The following is a 17833-nucleotide window of genomic DNA, read 5'->3' as shown; positions in this document are numbered from 1 at the left end:
CGGTTTCGATCCTTCCTGTGGATAAATCGGGAAGAATCTGTTGAGAAACACAAGATCTCTTTCTCAGTTTAGGCTATGATCCCCGGTCCCGATCGCGATCCCCGGATCCGCAGCGGGAAATAACCGCAGATAGCGGTTCGCACGTCACCCCTTTTGTGCAGGGGCTTTTCGGCTAATGCAGGGTCTTGTCGACGTGTGCCAACAATCACGATTGTTTCAGTTTTTCTTTGATATCGATTTTATGTTCGAGTGGAGTCCGCCGTGTCACTTTCGCTTTGGCAGCAGTGTCTTGCCCGATTGCAGGATGAGTTACCAGCCACAGAATTCAGCATGTGGATCCGCCCATTGCAGGCGGAACTGAGCGATAACACGCTGGCACTGTATGCGCCAAACCGTTTTGTGCTCGACTGGGTAAGGGACAAATACCTCAATAATATCAATGGACTCCTCAATGATTTTTGCGGTGCGGACGCCCCGCAGCTGCGTTTTGAGGTGGGCGCTAAGCCCGCCAGCTCGCTGCAGAAAGGGGCGGTAAGCCCGGCCGCAGCGACTATCCCGGCGGCGCAGGTGCAGACCGCGCGCGTGGCGCCGACGATCGTGCGCCCTGGCTGGGATAATGTCCCAGCGCCAGCGGAGCCGACCTACCGTTCTAACGTTAACGTGAAACACACGTTTGATAACTTCGTCGAAGGTAAATCTAACCAGCTGGCCCGCGCGGCGGCGCGTCAGGTGGCGGATAACCCGGGCGGCGCCTACAACCCCCTGTTCCTTTATGGCGGGACGGGTCTGGGCAAAACCCACCTGCTGCACGCGGTGGGGAACGGTATCGTGGCCCGTAAACCGAACGCCAAAGTGGTCTATATGCACTCGGAGCGTTTCGTTCAGGACATGGTTAAAGCGCTGCAGAACAACGCCATCGAAGAGTTTAAGCGCTACTACCGATCCGTTGACGCCCTGCTGATCGATGACATTCAGTTCTTCGCCAATAAAGAGCGATCCCAGGAAGAGTTTTTCCATACCTTCAATGCCCTGCTGGAAGGTAATCAGCAGATCATTTTGACCTCGGATCGTTATCCCAAAGAGATCAACGGCGTTGAAGATCGTCTGAAATCCCGCTTCGGCTGGGGGCTGACGGTGGCGATCGAGCCGCCGGAGCTGGAAACCCGCGTCGCGATCCTGATGAAAAAAGCCGATGAGAACGACATCCGCCTGCCGGGTGAAGTAGCGTTCTTTATTGCCAAGCGTCTGCGCTCAAACGTGCGTGAGCTGGAGGGGGCGTTGAACCGCGTTATCGCCAACGCCAACTTCACCGGCCGGGCGATCACCATCGATTTCGTGCGCGAAGCGCTGCGCGATTTGCTGGCGCTGCAGGAAAAACTGGTCACCATCGACAATATTCAAAAGACGGTGGCGGAGTACTACAAGATTAAGGTAGCGGATCTGCTGTCCAAACGCCGCTCCCGTTCGGTGGCGCGTCCTCGTCAGATGGCGATGGCGCTGGCCAAAGAGCTGACCAACCACAGCCTGCCGGAAATCGGCGATGCGTTTGGCGGCCGCGACCATACCACCGTGCTGCACGCCTGCCGCAAGATTGAGCAGCTGCGTGAAGAAAGCCACGACATTAAAGAAGATTTTTCCAATTTAATCAGAACATTATCCTCGTGACGCTATGAAATTTACCGTAGAACGTGAACATTTATTAAAACCGCTGCAACAGGTGAGCGGTCCGTTAGGTGGTCGTCCGACGCTGCCCATTCTCGGTAACCTGCTGCTTCAGGTCGCGGACGGCGCGCTGTCGCTGACCGGTACCGATCTTGAAATGGAGATGGTGGCGCGCGTGGCGCTGGTTCAGCCGCACGAAGCGGGCGCCACCACCGTTCCGGCGCGTAAATTCTTTGATATCTGCCGCGGCCTGCCGGAAGGCGCGGAGATCGCGGTGCAGCTGGAAGGCGATCGCATGCTGGTGCGTTCCGGCCGCAGCCGCTTCTCGCTGTCGACCCTGCCCGCTGCCGATTTCCCGAATCTTGACGACTGGCAGAGCGAGGTGGAATTTACCCTGCCGCAGGCGACCATGAAGCGTCTGATCGAAGCGACCCAGTTCTCGATGGCGCACCAGGATGTTCGTTACTACTTAAACGGTATGCTGTTCGAAACCGAAGGCAGCGAACTGCGCACCGTTGCTACCGACGGCCACCGTCTGGCGGTCTGTTCGATGCCGCTGGAAGCGTCGCTGCCGAACCATTCGGTGATCGTGCCGCGTAAAGGAGTGATTGAGCTGATGCGGATGCTCGACGGCGGTGATACGCCGCTGCGCGTGCAGATTGGCAGCAATAACATCCGCGCCCACGTCGGCGATTTTATCTTCACTTCGAAGCTGGTTGATGGCCGTTTCCCGGATTATCGCCGCGTATTGCCGAAAAATCCGGATAAACACCTCGAAGCGGGCTGCGATATTCTGAAGCAGGCTTTTGCCCGCGCGGCGATTCTCTCCAATGAGAAATTCCGCGGCGTGCGGCTGTACGTGAGCGAAAATCAGCTGAAAATCACCGCCAATAACCCGGAGCAGGAAGAAGCGGAAGAGATTCTGGACGTGACCTACGCCGGAACGGAGATGGAGATTGGCTTCAACGTTAGCTACGTGCTGGATGTGCTGAACGCGCTGAAGTGCGAGAATGTACGGATTCTGCTGACGGATTCGGTGTCGAGCGTGCAGATTGAGGATGCGGCTTCGCAATCCGCCGCCTACGTTGTCATGCCAATGCGATTGTAGAATCTGCAAAGGGGCTGGTTTACTTGCCATTTCGCCTTCCGGCAGTGCTCGACAAAACGCTATGCGTTTTGGACGTCTGTAAGACGGTCCGAAGGACGAGCGGAGCGAGCAAATGCTCACGTACTTCGTGTACGCTCCGCTTTCTGCGCGCTGGCGGTAGACGAACTGGCTGCGACACCCACGCCCCTTGAATGATGACGAGCTGATATGTCGCTATCCCGACTCCTGATCAAAGACTTCCGCAATATTGAACATGCGGATCTCGCTTTATCTCCCGGCTTTAACTTCCTGGTTGGCGCCAACGGCAGCGGCAAAACCAGCGTGCTGGAAGCTATCTATACGCTCGGTCATGGCCGGGCGTTTCGTAGTTTGCAAATTGGCCGGGTGATCCGCCACGAGCAGGATGCGTTTGTTCTGCACGGGCGTTTACAGGGCGAAGAGCGGGAAACCGCCATCGGCCTGACCAAAGACAAACAGGGCGACAGCAAGGTGCGTATCGACGGCACCGACGGCCACAAAGTGGCGGAGCTGGCGCACCTGATGCCGATGCAGCTGATTACGCCGGAGGGGTTTACTTTACTCAACGGCGGCCCCAAATACAGAAGAGCATTCCTTGACTGGGGATGCTTTCATAACGAAGCCGGATTCTTCACCGCCTGGAGCAACCTGAAGCGCCTGGTCAAGCAGCGCAACGCCGCGCTGCGTCAGGTCAGCCGCTATGCCCAGCTGCGGCCATGGGATCTGGAATTAATCCCGCTGGCGGAGCAGATCAGCCGCTGGCGTGCCGAATACAGCGCCGCTATCGTCGAAGACATGGCGGATACCTGTCAGCAATTTTTACCGGAATTCTCGCTCTCTTTCTCCTTCCAGCGCGGCTGGGAAAAAGAGACCGACTACGCTGAAGTGCTGGAGCGGAATTTCGAGCGCGACAGAATGTTAACCTATACCGCCCACGGCCCGCATAAAGCGGATTTCCGTATTCGTGCCGACGGGGCGCCGGTGGAAGATACCTTGTCGCGCGGGCAGCTTAAGCTGCTGATGTGCGCCCTGCGTCTGGCGCAGGGCGAGTTCCTCACCCGCGTCAGCGGGCGGCGCTGCCTGTACCTGATAGATGATTTTGCCTCGGAACTCGATGATGCCCGCCGCGGTCTGTTATCCAGTCGCCTGAAAGCGACGCAGTCGCAGGTTTTCGTCAGCGCGATCAGCGCTGAGCACGTTATGGACATGTCGGACAAAAATTCGAAGATGTTCCGCGTGGAAAAAGGTAAAATAACGGATTAACCCAAGATTAAATGAGCGAGAAACGTTGATGTCGAATTCTTATGACTCCTCCAGTATCAAAGTCCTGAAAGGGCTGGATGCGGTGCGTAAGCGCCCGGGTATGTATATCGGCGACACGGATGACGGCACCGGTCTGCACCACATGGTATTCGAGGTTGTGGATAACGCTATCGACGAAGCGCTCGCGGGTTACTGCAAAGATATCGTGGTGACCATCCACAGCGATAACTCCGTCTCCGTCCAGGATGACGGCCGCGGCATCCCGACCGGCATTCACCCGGAAGAGGGCGTCTCCGCAGCGGAAGTTATCATGACCGTCCTGCACGCTGGCGGTAAATTCGATGATAACTCCTATAAAGTCTCCGGCGGCCTGCACGGCGTGGGCGTCTCGGTGGTTAACGCCCTGTCGCAGAAGCTGGAGCTGGTTATCCAGCGTGATAACAAAGTGCACAAACAAATGTATGAGCACGGTGTGCCGCAGGCGCCGCTGGCCGTGACCGGCGAGACCGATAAAACCGGCACCATGGTGCGTTTCTGGCCGAGCCTGGAAACCTTCACCAACGTCACCGAGTTTGAATACGATATCCTGGCGAAACGCCTGCGCGAACTGTCGTTCCTGAACTCCGGGGTCTCTATCCGCCTGCGCGATAAGCGTGACGGCAAAGAAGACCATTTCCACTACGAAGGCGGCATCAAGGCGTTCGTTGAGTATCTCAACAAGAACAAAACGCCGATCCATCCGAATATCTTCTATTTCTCTACGGAAAAAGACGGTATCGGTGTGGAAGTGGCCCTGCAGTGGAACGATGGCTTCCAGGAAAACATTTACTGCTTTACCAATAACATTCCGCAGCGTGACGGTGGTACTCACCTTGCCGGCTTCCGTGCGGCGATGACCCGTACCCTCAACGCCTACATGGACAAAGAGGGCTACAGTAAAAAAGCGAAAGTCAGCGCCACCGGCGACGACGCCCGTGAAGGCCTGATTGCCGTGGTATCGGTGAAAGTGCCGGATCCGAAATTCTCCTCGCAGACCAAAGACAAGCTGGTCTCCTCCGAGGTGAAATCGGCGGTTGAGCAGCAGATGAACGAACTGCTGAGCGAATACCTGCTGGAAAACCCGTCCGATGCGAAAATCGTGGTCGGCAAAATTATTGACGCCGCGCGCGCGCGCGAAGCCGCGCGTCGTGCCCGTGAGATGACCCGCCGTAAAGGCGCGCTGGATCTGGCTGGCCTGCCGGGCAAACTAGCGGACTGCCAGGAACGCGACCCGGCGCTCTCCGAACTGTACCTGGTGGAAGGGGACTCCGCGGGCGGCTCTGCGAAGCAGGGGCGTAACCGCAAGAATCAGGCGATCCTGCCGCTGAAGGGTAAAATCCTCAACGTTGAGAAAGCCCGCTTCGATAAAATGCTCTCTTCCCAGGAAGTGGCCACGCTGATCACCGCTCTGGGCTGCGGCATCGGGCGCGATGAGTACAACCCGGACAAACTGCGCTATCACAGCATCATCATCATGACCGATGCGGACGTCGACGGCTCGCACATTCGTACCCTGCTGTTGACCTTCTTCTATCGCCAGATGCCGGAGATCGTCGAGCGCGGCCACGTCTATATTGCCCAGCCGCCGCTGTACAAAGTGAAGAAAGGCAAACAGGAACAGTACATTAAAGACGACGAAGCGATGGATCAGTATCAGATCGCTATCGCTCTTGACGGTGCGACCCTGCATACTAACGCCAATGCGCCGGCGCTGGCGGGCGAACCGCTGGAAAAACTGGTTGCCGAGTTTAACGCCACCCAGAAAATGATTGGCCGCATGGAGCGCCGCTTCCCGAAAGCGCTGCTGAAAGAGCTTATCTATCAGCCGACCCTGACCGAGGCCGATCTGGCTGACGAACAGAAGGTGACCCGCTGGGTGAACACGCTGGTATCCGAGCTGAATGAGAAAGAGCAGCACGGCAGCCAGTGGAAATTTGATCTCCACGAGAACAAAGAGCTGCAGCATTTTGAACCAGTTATTCGCGTTCGTACCCACGGCGTGGACACCGACTATCCGCTGGATAATGAGTTCATTATGGGGCCGGAATATCGCCGTATCTGTACCCTGGGCGAGAAACTGCGCGGCCTGATGGAAGAAGATGCTTACATCGAGCGCGGCGAACGTCGTCAGCCGGTGGCCAGCTTCGAGCAGGCCCTGGACTGGCTGGTGAAAGAGTCCCGTCGCGGCCTCTCTATCCAGCGCTATAAAGGTCTGGGCGAGATGAACCCGGATCAGCTGTGGGAGACCACCATGGATCCGGACAGCCGCCGCATGCTGCGCGTCACCGTCAAGGATGCCATTGCTGCCGATCAGCTGTTCACCACCCTGATGGGTGATGCGGTTGAACCACGTCGCGCCTTTATCGAAGAAAACGCCCTGAAAGCGGCGAATATCGATATCTAAGCCGTGTTCCCCCGGAGCGAGTTTGCCCGGGGTAACGGAATGTCTGAGCCCGGTCGCATGGCGCGACCGGGCTTTTCTTTGCCAGTAAAAGAGGAATCCTCTGCTGCGGTTCCATCCCCCTTTCTGGCCGACACTTTTACTGTTTTTTGAGCGGAATCGCGTTAGCATGAGGGAAGACTCATCTTACCCGGGGATCCTATGGCTATTAAACTGATTGCAATCGATATGGACGGCACTCTGCTGCTGCCAGACCATACCATCTCTCCTGCGGTGAAAGCCGCCATTGCCGCGGCGCGTGAGCGCGGCGTCAACGTGGTGCTGACCACCGGCCGCCCTTACGCCGGCGTTCACAGCTATCTGAAAGAGCTGCATATGGAGCAGCCGGGTGATTACTGCATTACCTACAATGGCGCGCTGGTGCAAAAAGCCGGGGACGGCAGCACCGTGGCGCAAACCGCGCTGAGCTATGACGACTATCGCTTCCTCGAACAGCTCTCCCGCGAAGTCGGCTCCCACTTCCACGCGCTCGATCGCAATACGCTGTATACCGCAAACCGCGATATCAGCTACTACACCGTGCATGAATCCTATGTGGCAACCATCCCGCTGGTGTTCTGCGAAGCGGAAAAGATGGACCCTGAAATCCAGTTGCTGAAAGTCATGATGATCGATGAGCCGGCGATCCTCGACCAGGCCATCGCCCGTATCCCGGCGGAAGTGAAAGAGAAGTACACCGTGCTGAAAAGCGCGCCTTACTTCCTCGAAATACTGGATAAACGCGTCAATAAAGGCACCGGCGTGAAGTCGCTGGCCGATGCGCTGGGTATCAAACCAGAAGAGATTATGGCGATTGGCGATCAGGAAAATGATATCGCGATGATTGAATTTGCCGGCGTCGGCGTGGCGATGGATAACGCCATTCCGGCGGTTAAAGAGGCGGCGAACTTCATTACCAAATCGAACCTCGATGATGGCGTCGCCTTCGCTATTGAAAAATACGTTTTAGCGTAAGCTTCCTTCAGGCCCGGCGTTCTTCGGGCCTGTCTTCTCTTTTTTCATGAACAGATGTTAATCCGCATTTAAATCCCTTATTCCGCACAGGGGATTCTATAAGCTACCCGCCCTCTTTTTTTGCAATTCAGAACTAACATCAGATTTTTCATGAATAAACGCCATTATTTGATGTTGGTTACGCTGCCATTCGCCTCTGTTCAGATTTGCGCGGCCGCGGAACCAACGACGCCGCTTGAGCCGGCGTACGCCTATCACGGCGCCGAGCCTGCGGATCTGCCGGCGCCGGTCGACACCGAGACTGAGACAGCGGAATCGGCGCCGATATTGCCATTTCTAGGCGATGAGGCCAGAAAACGTGGCTACGTCCTGCCGCTGCCGTTTGGCGTCAGCATTAATTATATGGATATGCGGCAGAATATTAATGTCGACAGCATTAGCTTCACCGGCCTGTCGCTGGACGGCCGCAATATCGATTGCGGTAAGGATCCTGTTTGCAAACACGCCGTGAAGAACATTTTCGCTAAGGGGCCGGTCTCACTGGATAACGCCTTCCAGATTGGCGTTGGTCATACGCGGGAAAGCAGCAAAACCGAGACGCTCAAGCTGGATGCCTGGCTGCTGCCGTTTATGAATGTTTATGGTCTCGTCGGACACACCGAGGGACACTCCATTTCGCAGATTGCCGTCGGCCTGAAGGGACCGAACGGCAAAGTGGTGCCCATGCCCGGGATGCAGGACCTCGACTTTCGCCTCGATTTTAAAGGTACCACCTATGGGATGGGCACCACGCTGGTGGGCGGCGTCGGCAACTGGTTTACGGTGCTGGACGCTAACTACACCCAGACCCGCTTTGATATCCTCGACGGCAGCATTGATGCGTTTACCTTTTCGCCGCGCGTAGGCTATCGTTTCAATACGCCTTCGGTCGATGCGCTACATCTCCCCGCCGGTAAGCTGAACCTGTGGGTCGGCAGCATGTATCAGGACGTGCAGCAGGAGTTTAAGGGCAGCCTTAACGATCTCTCGATGCCGTCGCCGCTGCTGCAGAATATGGTCAACCTGGCCAACCAGGACAATAACGGTCGCTTCGATGTGAAGCAGCATCTGCAGTCGCCGTGGAACGTGCTGGTGGGCGCACAGTATGAGCTGACGCAGAATTTTAACATCACCACGGAGTTTGGTTTTGCCGAACGTAACAGCTTCTTTATCTCCGGTGAGTATCGCTTTTGAGCCGACCGCTTAACCCTGTTCTGTTGCTTCTGACATGCGCGCTATGCGCGCCGGTCCAGGCCAAGGCCATCAGCCGCGAGCAAATCGACGGCTGGCTGCAGCATCTCGGCGCCAGCGATAAGTTCGACGCCAGCAAAGGCATTGACTGGGGCATGATGCCCGGTCCGTTTTATACGCCGGAGCTGGGGCTGGGCATCGGCATTGCCGTCGTCGGTCTCTACCGTCCCGATCCGCAGGATACCACCAGCCAGAATTCCACGCTGACGCTCAGCGGCTACGCCAGCTCCACCGGCGCCTTTGGCCTTAGCGTGAAAAACTACGCTTTTTTTGACCACGACCGATGGCGAATTTTTGTTGATGGTTCAATGGCCAACACCCCGACGTACTTCTGGGGACAAGGCTTTCATGCCGGCGATAAAGACAACGAAAAAGAGAAATATACCGCCCAGGTGCTGACCCTGCGCCCGACGGTCTACCGGCAGCTCATCGACAATGTTTATCTCGGCGCTGGATGGTCGCTGGCGGCGCAGAATGCCGATAAGATGGACCATAACGATCTGCCGAAAATTGAAAATACCCCGCAGGGACCGTCGGTATTCAGCTCGGGTGCCAGCGTCGCGCTCAACTGGGACGATCGCGACTTCGTCCCCAACCCGCGCCGGGGTCAGTATGCCAACTTCCGTTACACCCACTATGCGCCCGGCTTAGGCAGCGATACCCGCTTTGAAGAATTTCAGCTGCACTACAGCCATTATCATGCCCTCAGCGAGAAGAGCGTCCTCGCCTGGGAGGCCGATGGCGCCTTCACCCAGGGCGAGGTACCGTGGAGCATGATGCCGCTGCTGGGCAGCGATGAACGGATGCGCGGCTACTACCAGGGGCGCTACCGGGATAAAAACGTCGTCAGCGGTCAGCTGGAATATCGCCGGCAGCTCACCTGGCGGCACGGGATTGTCGCCTGGGCCGGGGCGGGAACCATGGGGCCTTCACTGTCGTCGCTGAATAATGACCGCTGGCTGCCTTCGGCGGGCGTTGGCTACCGCTTTGAATTCAAACCTCGCGTTAACGTTCGCCTCGACTACGGTATCGGCAAAGGCAGCAGCGGCTTTTACTTCCAGGTCGGCGAAGCGTTTTAACGCCTCCTCCTCTTATTTTTCTCTCTTATCGCCTCTTGCCAAGCCGCTGCGCTTTAATTTTCATGAATTGTTCTTTTTGTGATCCAAATTGTAGTACAACACGATAATATTGTACTACATTACGCTCATGTTGATAACGTACAGCATCACGTTAGTAGTACAAACATGAGGCGAAATTCAGCAGCGGCGGTAAAGTAGAGCAGTACACATAGAGCACAAGGACTCTCCATGACTCTCAATAAGACCGATCGCATTGTGATCTCGCTGGGCAAACAGATCGTCAGCGGTAAATACGTCCCGGGTTCGGCGCTTCCGGCCGAAGCGGAACTCTGTGAGGAGTTTGAAACCTCGCGCAACATCATCCGCGAAGTGTTTCGTTCCCTGATGGCGAAGCGGCTGATTGAAATGAAGCGCTATCGCGGCGCGTTTGTCGCTCCCAGAAACCAGTGGAACTACCTCGACACCGAGGTGCTGCAGTGGGTACTGGAAAATGACTATGACCCGCGTCTTATCAGCGCGATGAGTGAAGTGCGCAACCTGGTTGAACCCGCTATCGCGCGTTGGGCGGCGGAACGCGCCACCTCAAGCGATCTGGCGGAAATCGAGTCGGCGCTGAATGACATGATCGCCAACAACCAAAACCGGGATGCCTTTAACGAAGCGGATATTCGCTACCACGAGGCGGTGCTGCAGTCAGTACATAACCCGGTTTTGCAGCAGCTTAGCGTGGCGATCAGTTCGCTGCAGCGGGCGGTATTTGAACGGACCTGGATGGGCGATGAAGGCAACATGCCGAAAACCCTCCAGGAACATAAAGCGCTATTTGACGCCATTCGGCATCAGGATAGCGACGCGGCGGAGCAGGCGGCGTTGACGATGATCGCCAGCTCGACACGAAGGCTTAAGGAAATCACATGACGGCTCGCTACATCGCAATAGATTGGGGATCGACGAATTTACGCGCCTGGCTTTATCAGGGCGAAGAATGCCTGGAAAGCAGGCAATCTGAAGCAGGCGTAACGCGCCTGAATGGTCGCTCTCCCGCTGCGGTGTTAGCGGAAATCACACAGCACTGGCGCGATGGCGCCACACCGGTGGTGATGGCAGGTATGGTCGGCAGCAACGTGGGCTGGAAAATTGCCCCTTATTTGCCGCTTCCTGCCGCTTTCTCGGATATTGGCCAGCAGTTAACTGCCGTTGGCGACAATATCTGGATAATTCCCGGCCTTTGCATTTCCCGTGACGATAACCATAACGTCATACGCGGGGAAGAAACGCAACTGCTGGGCGCACGCGCCTTAGCCCCTTCGTCTGTCTATGTGATGCCAGGAACCCACTGCAAATGGGTACTGGCCGATCGCCTGCAAATTCACGATTTTCGTACCGTTTTGACCGGTGAGTTGCATCATCTGTTGCTTCAGCACTCGCTGGTGGGCGCCGGCTTGCCGCCGCAGGAAACGTCCGCCGACGCATTCGCGGCCGGTCTGCAGCGCGGTATCAACAACCCCGCCGTCCTGCCGCAGCTGTTTGAAGTGCGCGCTTCGCACGTGCTGGGCGCGTTGCCTCGCGAGCAGGTTAGCGAATTTCTTTCCGGCCTGCTGATTGGTGCTGAAGTTGCCACCCTCAGCGCCACGTTCGCCGGACAGCAGGCGATTACCCTCGTCGCCGGGTCATCGTTAACATCCCGTTATCAGCAGGCATTCCGTGCCATTGGCCGCGAAGTCACTGCGGTTGCGGGCGATACGGCATTTCAGACAGGAATAAGGAGCATCGCTTATGCAGTGGCAAACTAACCTTCCGCTTATCGCTATCCTGCGCGGTATTACGCCAGACGATGCGCTGGCCCACGTTGGTGCCGTTATCGACGCCGGTTTCGACGCGGTTGAAATCCCGCTGAACTCGCCGCAGTGGGAGAAAAGTATTCCGCAGGTCGTCGACGCTTACGGCGAGCAGGCGCTTATCGGCGCGGGCACCGTGCTGCAACCGGAACAGGTCGACAGGCTGGCGGCCATGGGCTGTCGGCTGATTGTGACGCCAAATATTCAGCCGGAAGTGATCCGGCGGGCGGTAGGTTACGGCATGACCGTCTGTCCAGGCTGCGCCACCGCCAGCGAAGCTTTCAGCGCGCTGGATGCCGGCGCGCAGGCGCTGAAAATTTTCCCGTCATCAGCTTTTGGCCCGGATTACATCAAAGCGTTAAAAGCCGTGCTGCCGCCGGAAGTTCCGGTCTTTGCCGTCGGCGGCGTGACGCCAGAAAATCTGGCGCAGTGGATTAATGCCGGCTGTGTGGGGGCTGGGCTGGGTAGCGATCTCTATCGTGCCGGCCAGCCGGTTGAACGTACCGCGCAGCAGGCAGCCGCATTTGTAAAAGCGTATCGAGAGGCAGTGAAATGAAAATAACCAATATCACCACGTACCGTTTACCTCCGCGTTGGATGTTCCTGAAGATTGAAACCGATGAAGGTATTGTCGGCTGGGGCGAACCGGTGATTGAAGGGCGCGCCCGTACGGTGGAAGCCGCCGTTCATGAATTTGGCGATTACATGATTGGTCAGGATCCGGCGCGGATTAATGACCTGTGGCAGGTGATGTACCGCGGCGGCTTTTATCGCGGCGGCCCGATTATGATGAGCGCCATCGCCGGAATTGATCAGGCGTTATGGGATATTAAAGGTAAGGTCCTGAATGCCCCGGTCTGGCAACTGATGGGCGGGCTGGTGCGCGACAAAATTAAAGCCTACAGCTGGGTGGGCGGCGACCGTCCCGCTGAAGTGATTGACGGGATTAAGAAGCTGCGCGGCATTGGTTTCGATACCTTTAAATTAAACGGTTGCGAAGAGATGGGGCTCATTGATAATTCCCGCGCGGTTGACGCGGCGGTGAATACCGTGGCGCAAATCCGCGAAGCGTTTGGCAATGAAATTGAGTTTGGTCTCGATTTTCATGGCCGCGTTAGCGCACCGATGGCTAAGGTATTAATTAAAGAGCTGGAGCCATATCGCCCATTATTTATTGAGGAACCGGTATTAGCCGAGCAGGCGGAATATTATCCGCGGCTGGCGGCGCAAACGCATATTCCCATTGCCGCCGGCGAACGTATGTTTTCGCGCTTTGAATTTAAACGGGTCCTGGAAGCGGGCGGGGTGGCTATTTTACAGCCCGATCTGTCACACGCAGGTGGTATTACCGAATGCTATAAAATTGCCGGCATGGCGGAAGCCTATGACGTTGGGCTGGCGCCGCACTGTCCGCTGGGGCCGATCGCGCTGGCTGCCTGTCTGCACGTTGATTTCGTTTCACATAACGCGGTCTTCCAGGAGCAGAGCATGGGGATCCACTACAACAAAGGCGCCGAACTGCTTGATTTTGTGAAAAACAAAGAAGATTTCAATATGGAAGGCGGCTTCTTTAAACCATTGATGAAGCCGGGGCTGGGCGTGGAAATTGATGAGACCCGCGTGATTGAGTTAAGTAAAAACGCGCCGGACTGGCGAAATCCGTTGTGGCGGTATGAGGATGGCTCTGTCGCCGAATGGTAAATGCGCGTCATACTTCGCACTGGTGATGCGTTGGCTGCATTTTCTTACCCTGGTCACATACTATTGTATGCTCCCAGGGATGCGAAAATTTGCCGCCTTTCCCCAGCACGAATTATTTAGCGCATCGCAACATAGTTATTAATAAAAAACAAAAACACCCTCTGTAAATTACCGGGCATGGTGAGCGGCTTCGCTATGCCCAAAATCTGGAGACAGATTGCGATGGATATTTCAGTTACCGCTGTAAAAACCGGGCGTCGCCGTTATTTGACGCTAATCATGATCTTTATTACCGTGGTTATTTGTTATGTTGACCGCGCCAACCTCGCCGTCGCCTCGGCGCATATTCAGGAGGAGTTTGGTATTAGCAAAGCGGAAATGGGCTACGTATTTTCCGCCTTTGCCTGGCTGTATACCCTCTGCCAGATACCGGGCGGTTGGTTCCTTGACCGCGTGGGATCCAGGCTTACCTACTTTATCGCCATCTTTGGCTGGTCTGTAGCCACGTTGCTACAAGGCTTCGCCACCGGATTAATGTCGCTCATTGGCCTGCGCGCTATCACCGGGATCTTCGAGGCACCTGCCTTTCCAACCAATAACCGCATGGTGACCAGCTGGTTCCCGGAGCACGAGCGCGCTTCCGCTGTCGGGTTTTATACCTCCGGGCAATTTGTTGGTCTGGCTTTCTTAACGCCGCTGCTGATTTGGATCCAGGAGCTATTGAGCTGGCACTGGGTGTTTATTGTTACCGGCGGTATCGGCATTATCTGGTCGCTGATCTGGTTCAAGGTTTATCAACCGCCGCGCCTGACCAAAAGCATCAGCAAAGCCGAACTCGACTATATTCGCGACGGCGGCGGCCTGGTGGATGGCGATGCGCCGGTGAAGAAAGAGGCGCGTCAACCGTTATCGAAAGCGGACTGGAAGCTGGTCTTTCACCGCAAGCTGGTCGGTGTTTACCTTGGGCAGTTCGCGGTAACCTCGACGCTGTGGTTCTTCCTGACCTGGTTCCCGAACTATTTAACCCAGGAAAAAGGCATTACCGCGCTGAAGGCCGGTTTTATGACCACGGTGCCCTTTCTCGCCGCATTTTTTGGCGTCCTGCTCTCTGGTTGGCTGGCGGATAAATTGGTGAAAAAAGGCTACTCGCTGGGCGTGGCGCGTAAAACGCCGATCATCTGCGGGCTGCTGATCTCCACCTGCATCATGGGAGCGAATTACACCAACGACCCGGTATGGATTATGGCGCTGATGGCGCTAGCGTTCTTCGGTAACGGTTTTGCCTCCATTACCTGGTCGCTGGTCTCATCCCTGGCGCCGATGCGCCTGATCGGTCTAACCGGTGGCGTGTTTAACTTTGTTGGCGGCCTGGGGGGCATCACCGTCCCGCTAGTGATTGGCTATTTGGCGCAGGATTACGGCTTTGGCCCGGCGCTGGTTTATATCTCAGTAGTGGCCCTGATTGGCGCGCTGTCTTATATCCTGCTGGTCGGTGATGTGAAACGTGTAGGTTAAATTTTTGCGATACGCTACCCTGATGCGTAAGTCTCGCATCAGGGTATCGTCATGAAACAAATCACTTTTGCTCCCCATCATCATCAGCTCACCAATATTAATACCTGGACCCCCGACAGCCAGTGGCTGGTGTACGACGTCCGCCCGTCCGGCGCGTCGTTCACCGGCGAGACCATAGAGCGAGTGAACGTAAACAGCGGCGCGGTGGAGACCATTTATCGTGCCACGCAAGGCGCGCACGTCGGCGTGGTGACCGTGCATCCAACCCAGGAGCGCTACGTGTTCATTCACGGCCCCGAGCGGCCGGATGCACAGTGGCAGTATGATTTTCATCACCGTCGCGGGGTGGTGGCCTTTCAGGGAGCCGTCGAGAATCTGGACGCCATGGACATTACCGCCCCTTACACCCCCGGGGCGCTGCGCGGCGGCAGCCACGTCCATGTCTATAGCCCCAACGGCCAACTGGTCAGTTTTACCTACAACGATCATGTGTTGCATGAGCGCGACCCGGCGTTGGATCTGCGCAACGTCGGCGTGGCGGCGCCGTATGGGCCGGTGACGCCGCCGGGCCACCATCCGCGCGAATACGGCGGCAGCCACTGGTGCGTGCTGGTGAGCCGCACGACGCCGACTCCCGCGCCGGGCAGCGATGAGATTAATCGCGCCTATGAAGAGGGCTGGGTCGGGAACCATGCGCTGGCGTTTATTGGCGATACGCTGGCGGAAAACGGCGACAAAGTCCCGGAGCTGTTTATTGTCGAGCTGCCGCAGGATGAAGCCGGCTGGAAGCAGCCCGGCGGGGCGCCGCTGGCGGGCACCGCAAGCACGATGCCGGCGCCGCCGGCGGGCGTCAGTCAGCGTCGTTTGACCTTCACCCACCATCGCCGCTACCCGGGGCTGGTGAACGTTCCGCGCCACTGGGTGCGCGCCAATCCGCAGTCGACGGCGATAGCCTTTCTGATGCGCGACGACGCCGGCGTAGTGCAGCTATGGCTTATTTCCCCGCGGGGGGGCGAGCCGCGGCAGTTGACGCATCACGCGTCGGGTATCCAGTCGGCGTTTAACTGGCATCCGTCGGGAGAGTGGCTGGGCTTTGTACTGGAGGGGCGGATTGCCTGCTGTCATGCCGGCACAGGCGATATCACCTTTTTAACCGAGGCGCATGCTCATGCGCCCTCGGCGGACGCGATCGTCTTTTCGCCAGACGGTAAACAGATTGCCTGGATGGAGGAGGTGGACGGTTATCGTCAGCTGTGGGTTACGCAGACCGGGCGATAACTTACTGGGCAGGCATCGGCGCTGGCGGGATCACCGAGTTGGTCGCCAGCGTGGCCTTCTCGCTCTTTTCGACCCGAGATTTGATTGAGCTGTCGGTGCGGAACATATCCCACGGCAGCAGCAGGGTATCCATGACGGCGGTGAACGGCATGTCCAGCGCCACCAGCGATTTCACACCCCAGTTGGTATTGCTGTCCCCCAGCGTTTGCGCACTGGATCGCGTGCCCGGATAGGTTCCCTCTTTGCCACCGGTATGTGACATTACGCTGGAGCAACCGCTCAGGCTTATTATCCCGCTGAACAGGACCAGCTTTAACAGTCGTCTGCTTTTCATTGTTCTTCCATCGTCGTTTCGGGCGTTGAGATAACCTTGTTGGGTTATATCGGGCCATCCCGTGAATGCATAGCGTTATTGCGCCGCACTGTGGCGGGCATCGCACTTTGCTTTTTGTGCTCCTCCCCCCAGTCTAAGCAATCATCGGCAAACTGCAAAAAAAAACGCCCCGAATCCCTTGAAAAGGACGGGGAGAAACCCATTTTATAGGTGTAACCCGCTGAGAATACGCCTGAGGGGTATTCCGGATTACCGCGGCCTGTCCACGATGGAAGGTCATTTGATTCTCGCTGATTTTCAGGAGCTATTTATTATGCGTAACTTCGATCTCTCCCCGCTTTATCGTTCAGCCATTGGTTTCGACCGCCTGTTTAACCTGCTGGAAAACAATCAAAGCCAGAGCAATGGCGGCTACCCTCCGTATAACGTCGAGCTGGTAGACGAAAACCACTATCGCATCGCCATCGCGGTGGCCGGCTTTGCTGAAAGCGAACTGGAGATCACCGCCCAGGACAATCTGCTGATCGTCAAAGGCGCCCACGCTGCCGAGCAGAAAGAGCGGACCTACCTGTATCAGGGGATCGCCGAGCGCAACTTCGAGCGCAAATTCCAGCTAGCGGAAAACATTCATGTCCGCGGCGCCAACCTGGTAAACGGTCTGCTGTATATCGATCTGGAACGGGTGATCCCGGAAGCGAACAAGCCGCGCCGTATCGAAATCAACTAATTGTCTCTCTCAGGCCGCAAGGCGGCCTGATGTAACAACCTGCTCGCCGTCAGGGAGCAGATGCGAATTCACGCAATTCGCAGACATTCACTCGCTTCTTAGAAGGAGAAAACAGTATGCGTAACTACGATTTATCCCCCCTGCTGCGTCAATGGATCGGTTTTGACAAACTGGCCAGCGCCCTGCAAACCGCCGGTGAAAGCCAGAGCTTCCCGCCCTATAACATCGAAAAAAGCGACGATAACCACTACCGCATCACCCTTGCGCTGGCCGGTTTCCGTCAGGAAGATCTGGATATTCAACTGGAAGGCACCCGCCTGGTGGTAAAAGGCACACCGCAGCAGCCGGAAAAAGAGACCACCTGGCTACACCAGGGGCTGGTGAGCCAGGCCTTCAGCCTGAGCTTCACCCTCGCTGACAACATGGAGGTCTCTGGCGCGACCTTCACCAACGGTCTGCTGCATATCGATCTGACCCGCAATGAGCCTGAGCAGATCGCCCCGCAGCGTATCGCCATCAGCGAACGACCGGCGTTAAATAGTTAATTAAGCGAAAAACTTATAAAG

The 17833-nt window shown here is 56.6% G+C and carries 16 protein-coding genes and 1 other annotated feature; of the genes, 15 read left to right on the top strand and 1 reads right to left on the bottom strand.

Going from position 1 to position 17833, the window contains the following annotated elements:
- The first annotated feature begins 261 nt into the window (after window positions 1-261).
- The 13 genes from dnaA to CE636_RS14865 all read left to right on the top strand — a co-directional run bounded on the left by dnaA (window position 262) and on the right by CE636_RS14865 (window position 16206).
- Window positions 262-1665 carry a chromosomal replication initiator protein DnaA gene (gene dnaA / locus CE636_RS14925; protein ID WP_017899658.1) on the top strand — a complete coding sequence of 468 codons (1404 nt, stop codon included), beginning with the start codon at window positions 262-264 and terminating at the stop codon, window positions 1663-1665.
- 4 nt (window positions 1666-1669) lie between these two features.
- Entirely contained in the window at window positions 1670-2770 is a 1101-nt protein-coding gene (gene dnaN, locus CE636_RS14920) for a DNA polymerase III subunit beta (RefSeq protein WP_004145090.1), read from the top strand.
- Window positions 2771-2977: 207 nt separating this feature from the next.
- Window positions 2978-4051, top strand: a complete 1074-nt coding sequence (gene recF, locus CE636_RS14915) for a DNA replication/repair protein RecF (RefSeq protein WP_004202283.1) — start codon at window positions 2978-2980, stop codon at window positions 4049-4051.
- 28 nt (window positions 4052-4079) lie between these two features.
- A complete protein-coding gene (gyrB, locus tag CE636_RS14910) occupies window positions 4080-6494 on the top strand; it encodes a DNA topoisomerase (ATP-hydrolyzing) subunit B (RefSeq protein ID WP_004202281.1) in 2415 nt (804 codons plus the stop codon).
- A gap of 198 nt (window positions 6495-6692) precedes the next feature.
- Window positions 6693-7505 (top strand): sugar-phosphatase, encoded by an 813-nt coding sequence (gene yidA / locus CE636_RS14905; RefSeq protein ID WP_004202280.1) that lies wholly within the window; start codon window positions 6693-6695, stop codon window positions 7503-7505.
- A 150-nt stretch (window positions 7506-7655) separates the two neighbouring features.
- Window positions 7656-8738, top strand: a complete 1083-nt coding sequence (locus CE636_RS14900; protein WP_004202278.1) for a hypothetical protein — start codon at window positions 7656-7658, stop codon at window positions 8736-8738.
- Between the two features lie 20 nt (window positions 8739-8758).
- Window positions 8759-9874 (top strand): BamA/TamA family outer membrane protein, encoded by a 1116-nt coding sequence (locus CE636_RS14895; RefSeq protein ID WP_164852392.1) that lies wholly within the window; start codon window positions 8759-8761, stop codon window positions 9872-9874.
- Between the two features lie 228 nt (window positions 9875-10102).
- A complete protein-coding gene (gene dgoR / locus CE636_RS14890; RefSeq protein ID WP_004145084.1) occupies window positions 10103-10792 on the top strand; it encodes a D-galactonate utilization transcriptional regulator DgoR in 690 nt (229 codons plus the stop codon).
- On the top strand, window positions 10789-11667 hold the full coding sequence (locus tag CE636_RS14885; RefSeq protein WP_017899660.1) for a 2-dehydro-3-deoxygalactonokinase: 879 nt from the start codon (window positions 10789-10791) through the stop codon (window positions 11665-11667). The genes dgoR and CE636_RS14885 overlap by 4 nt, the downstream gene beginning before the upstream one ends.
- On the top strand, window positions 11651-12268 hold the full coding sequence (locus tag CE636_RS14880) for a 2-dehydro-3-deoxy-6-phosphogalactonate aldolase (protein WP_017899661.1): 618 nt from the start codon (window positions 11651-11653) through the stop codon (window positions 12266-12268). Before CE636_RS14885 ends, CE636_RS14880 begins: the two co-directional genes overlap by 17 nt.
- Entirely contained in the window at window positions 12265-13413 is a 1149-nt protein-coding gene (gene dgoD, locus CE636_RS14875; RefSeq protein WP_017899662.1) for a galactonate dehydratase, read from the top strand. The genes CE636_RS14880 and dgoD overlap by 4 nt, the downstream gene beginning before the upstream one ends.
- Window positions 13414-13590: 177 nt before the next feature.
- A complete protein-coding gene (locus CE636_RS14870) occupies window positions 13591-14928 on the top strand; it encodes an MFS transporter (RefSeq protein WP_032447014.1) in 1338 nt (445 codons plus the stop codon).
- 51 nt (window positions 14929-14979) lie between these two features.
- Window positions 14980-16206: a DUF3748 domain-containing protein gene (locus CE636_RS14865; protein ID WP_017899664.1), complete on the top strand. Its 1227-nt coding sequence runs from the start codon at window positions 14980-14982 to the stop codon at window positions 16204-16206.
- 1 nt (window position 16207) lies between these two features.
- On the opposite strand, the gene CE636_RS14860 is transcribed toward CE636_RS14865, so the two are convergent.
- Window positions 16208-16540: a YceK/YidQ family lipoprotein gene (locus CE636_RS14860; protein ID WP_004202272.1), complete on the bottom strand. Its 333-nt coding sequence runs from the start codon at window positions 16538-16540 to the stop codon at window positions 16208-16210.
- Window positions 16541-16784: 244 nt separating this feature from the next.
- Window positions 16785-16860 (top strand) — a sequence feature (ROSE (Repression Of Heat Shock gene Expression) occurs in the 5'-region of heat shock genes and acts as an RNA thermometer to modulate expression.).
- Between CE636_RS14860 and ibpA the strand changes: the two genes are divergently transcribed.
- Both ibpA and ibpB read left to right on the top strand, forming a co-directional pair.
- Entirely contained in the window at window positions 16854-17267 is a 414-nt protein-coding gene (gene ibpA, locus CE636_RS14855) for a small heat shock chaperone IbpA (RefSeq protein ID WP_004151523.1), read from the top strand. Its footprint overlaps the feature before it by 7 nt.
- A gap of 116 nt (window positions 17268-17383) precedes the next feature.
- A complete protein-coding gene (gene ibpB, locus CE636_RS14850; RefSeq protein WP_004145074.1) occupies window positions 17384-17812 on the top strand; it encodes a small heat shock chaperone IbpB in 429 nt (142 codons plus the stop codon).
- Window positions 17813-17833 lie beyond the last annotated feature (21 nt).

The sequence above is a fragment of the Klebsiella sp. LY genome, assembly GCF_004010915.1.
GTDB classification, from domain to species: Bacteria; Pseudomonadota; Gammaproteobacteria; order Enterobacterales; family Enterobacteriaceae; genus Klebsiella; species Klebsiella quasipneumoniae.
Note: the sequence above shows the minus strand (reverse complement) of the source record. Positions and strands in the feature narration are given on the sequence as shown.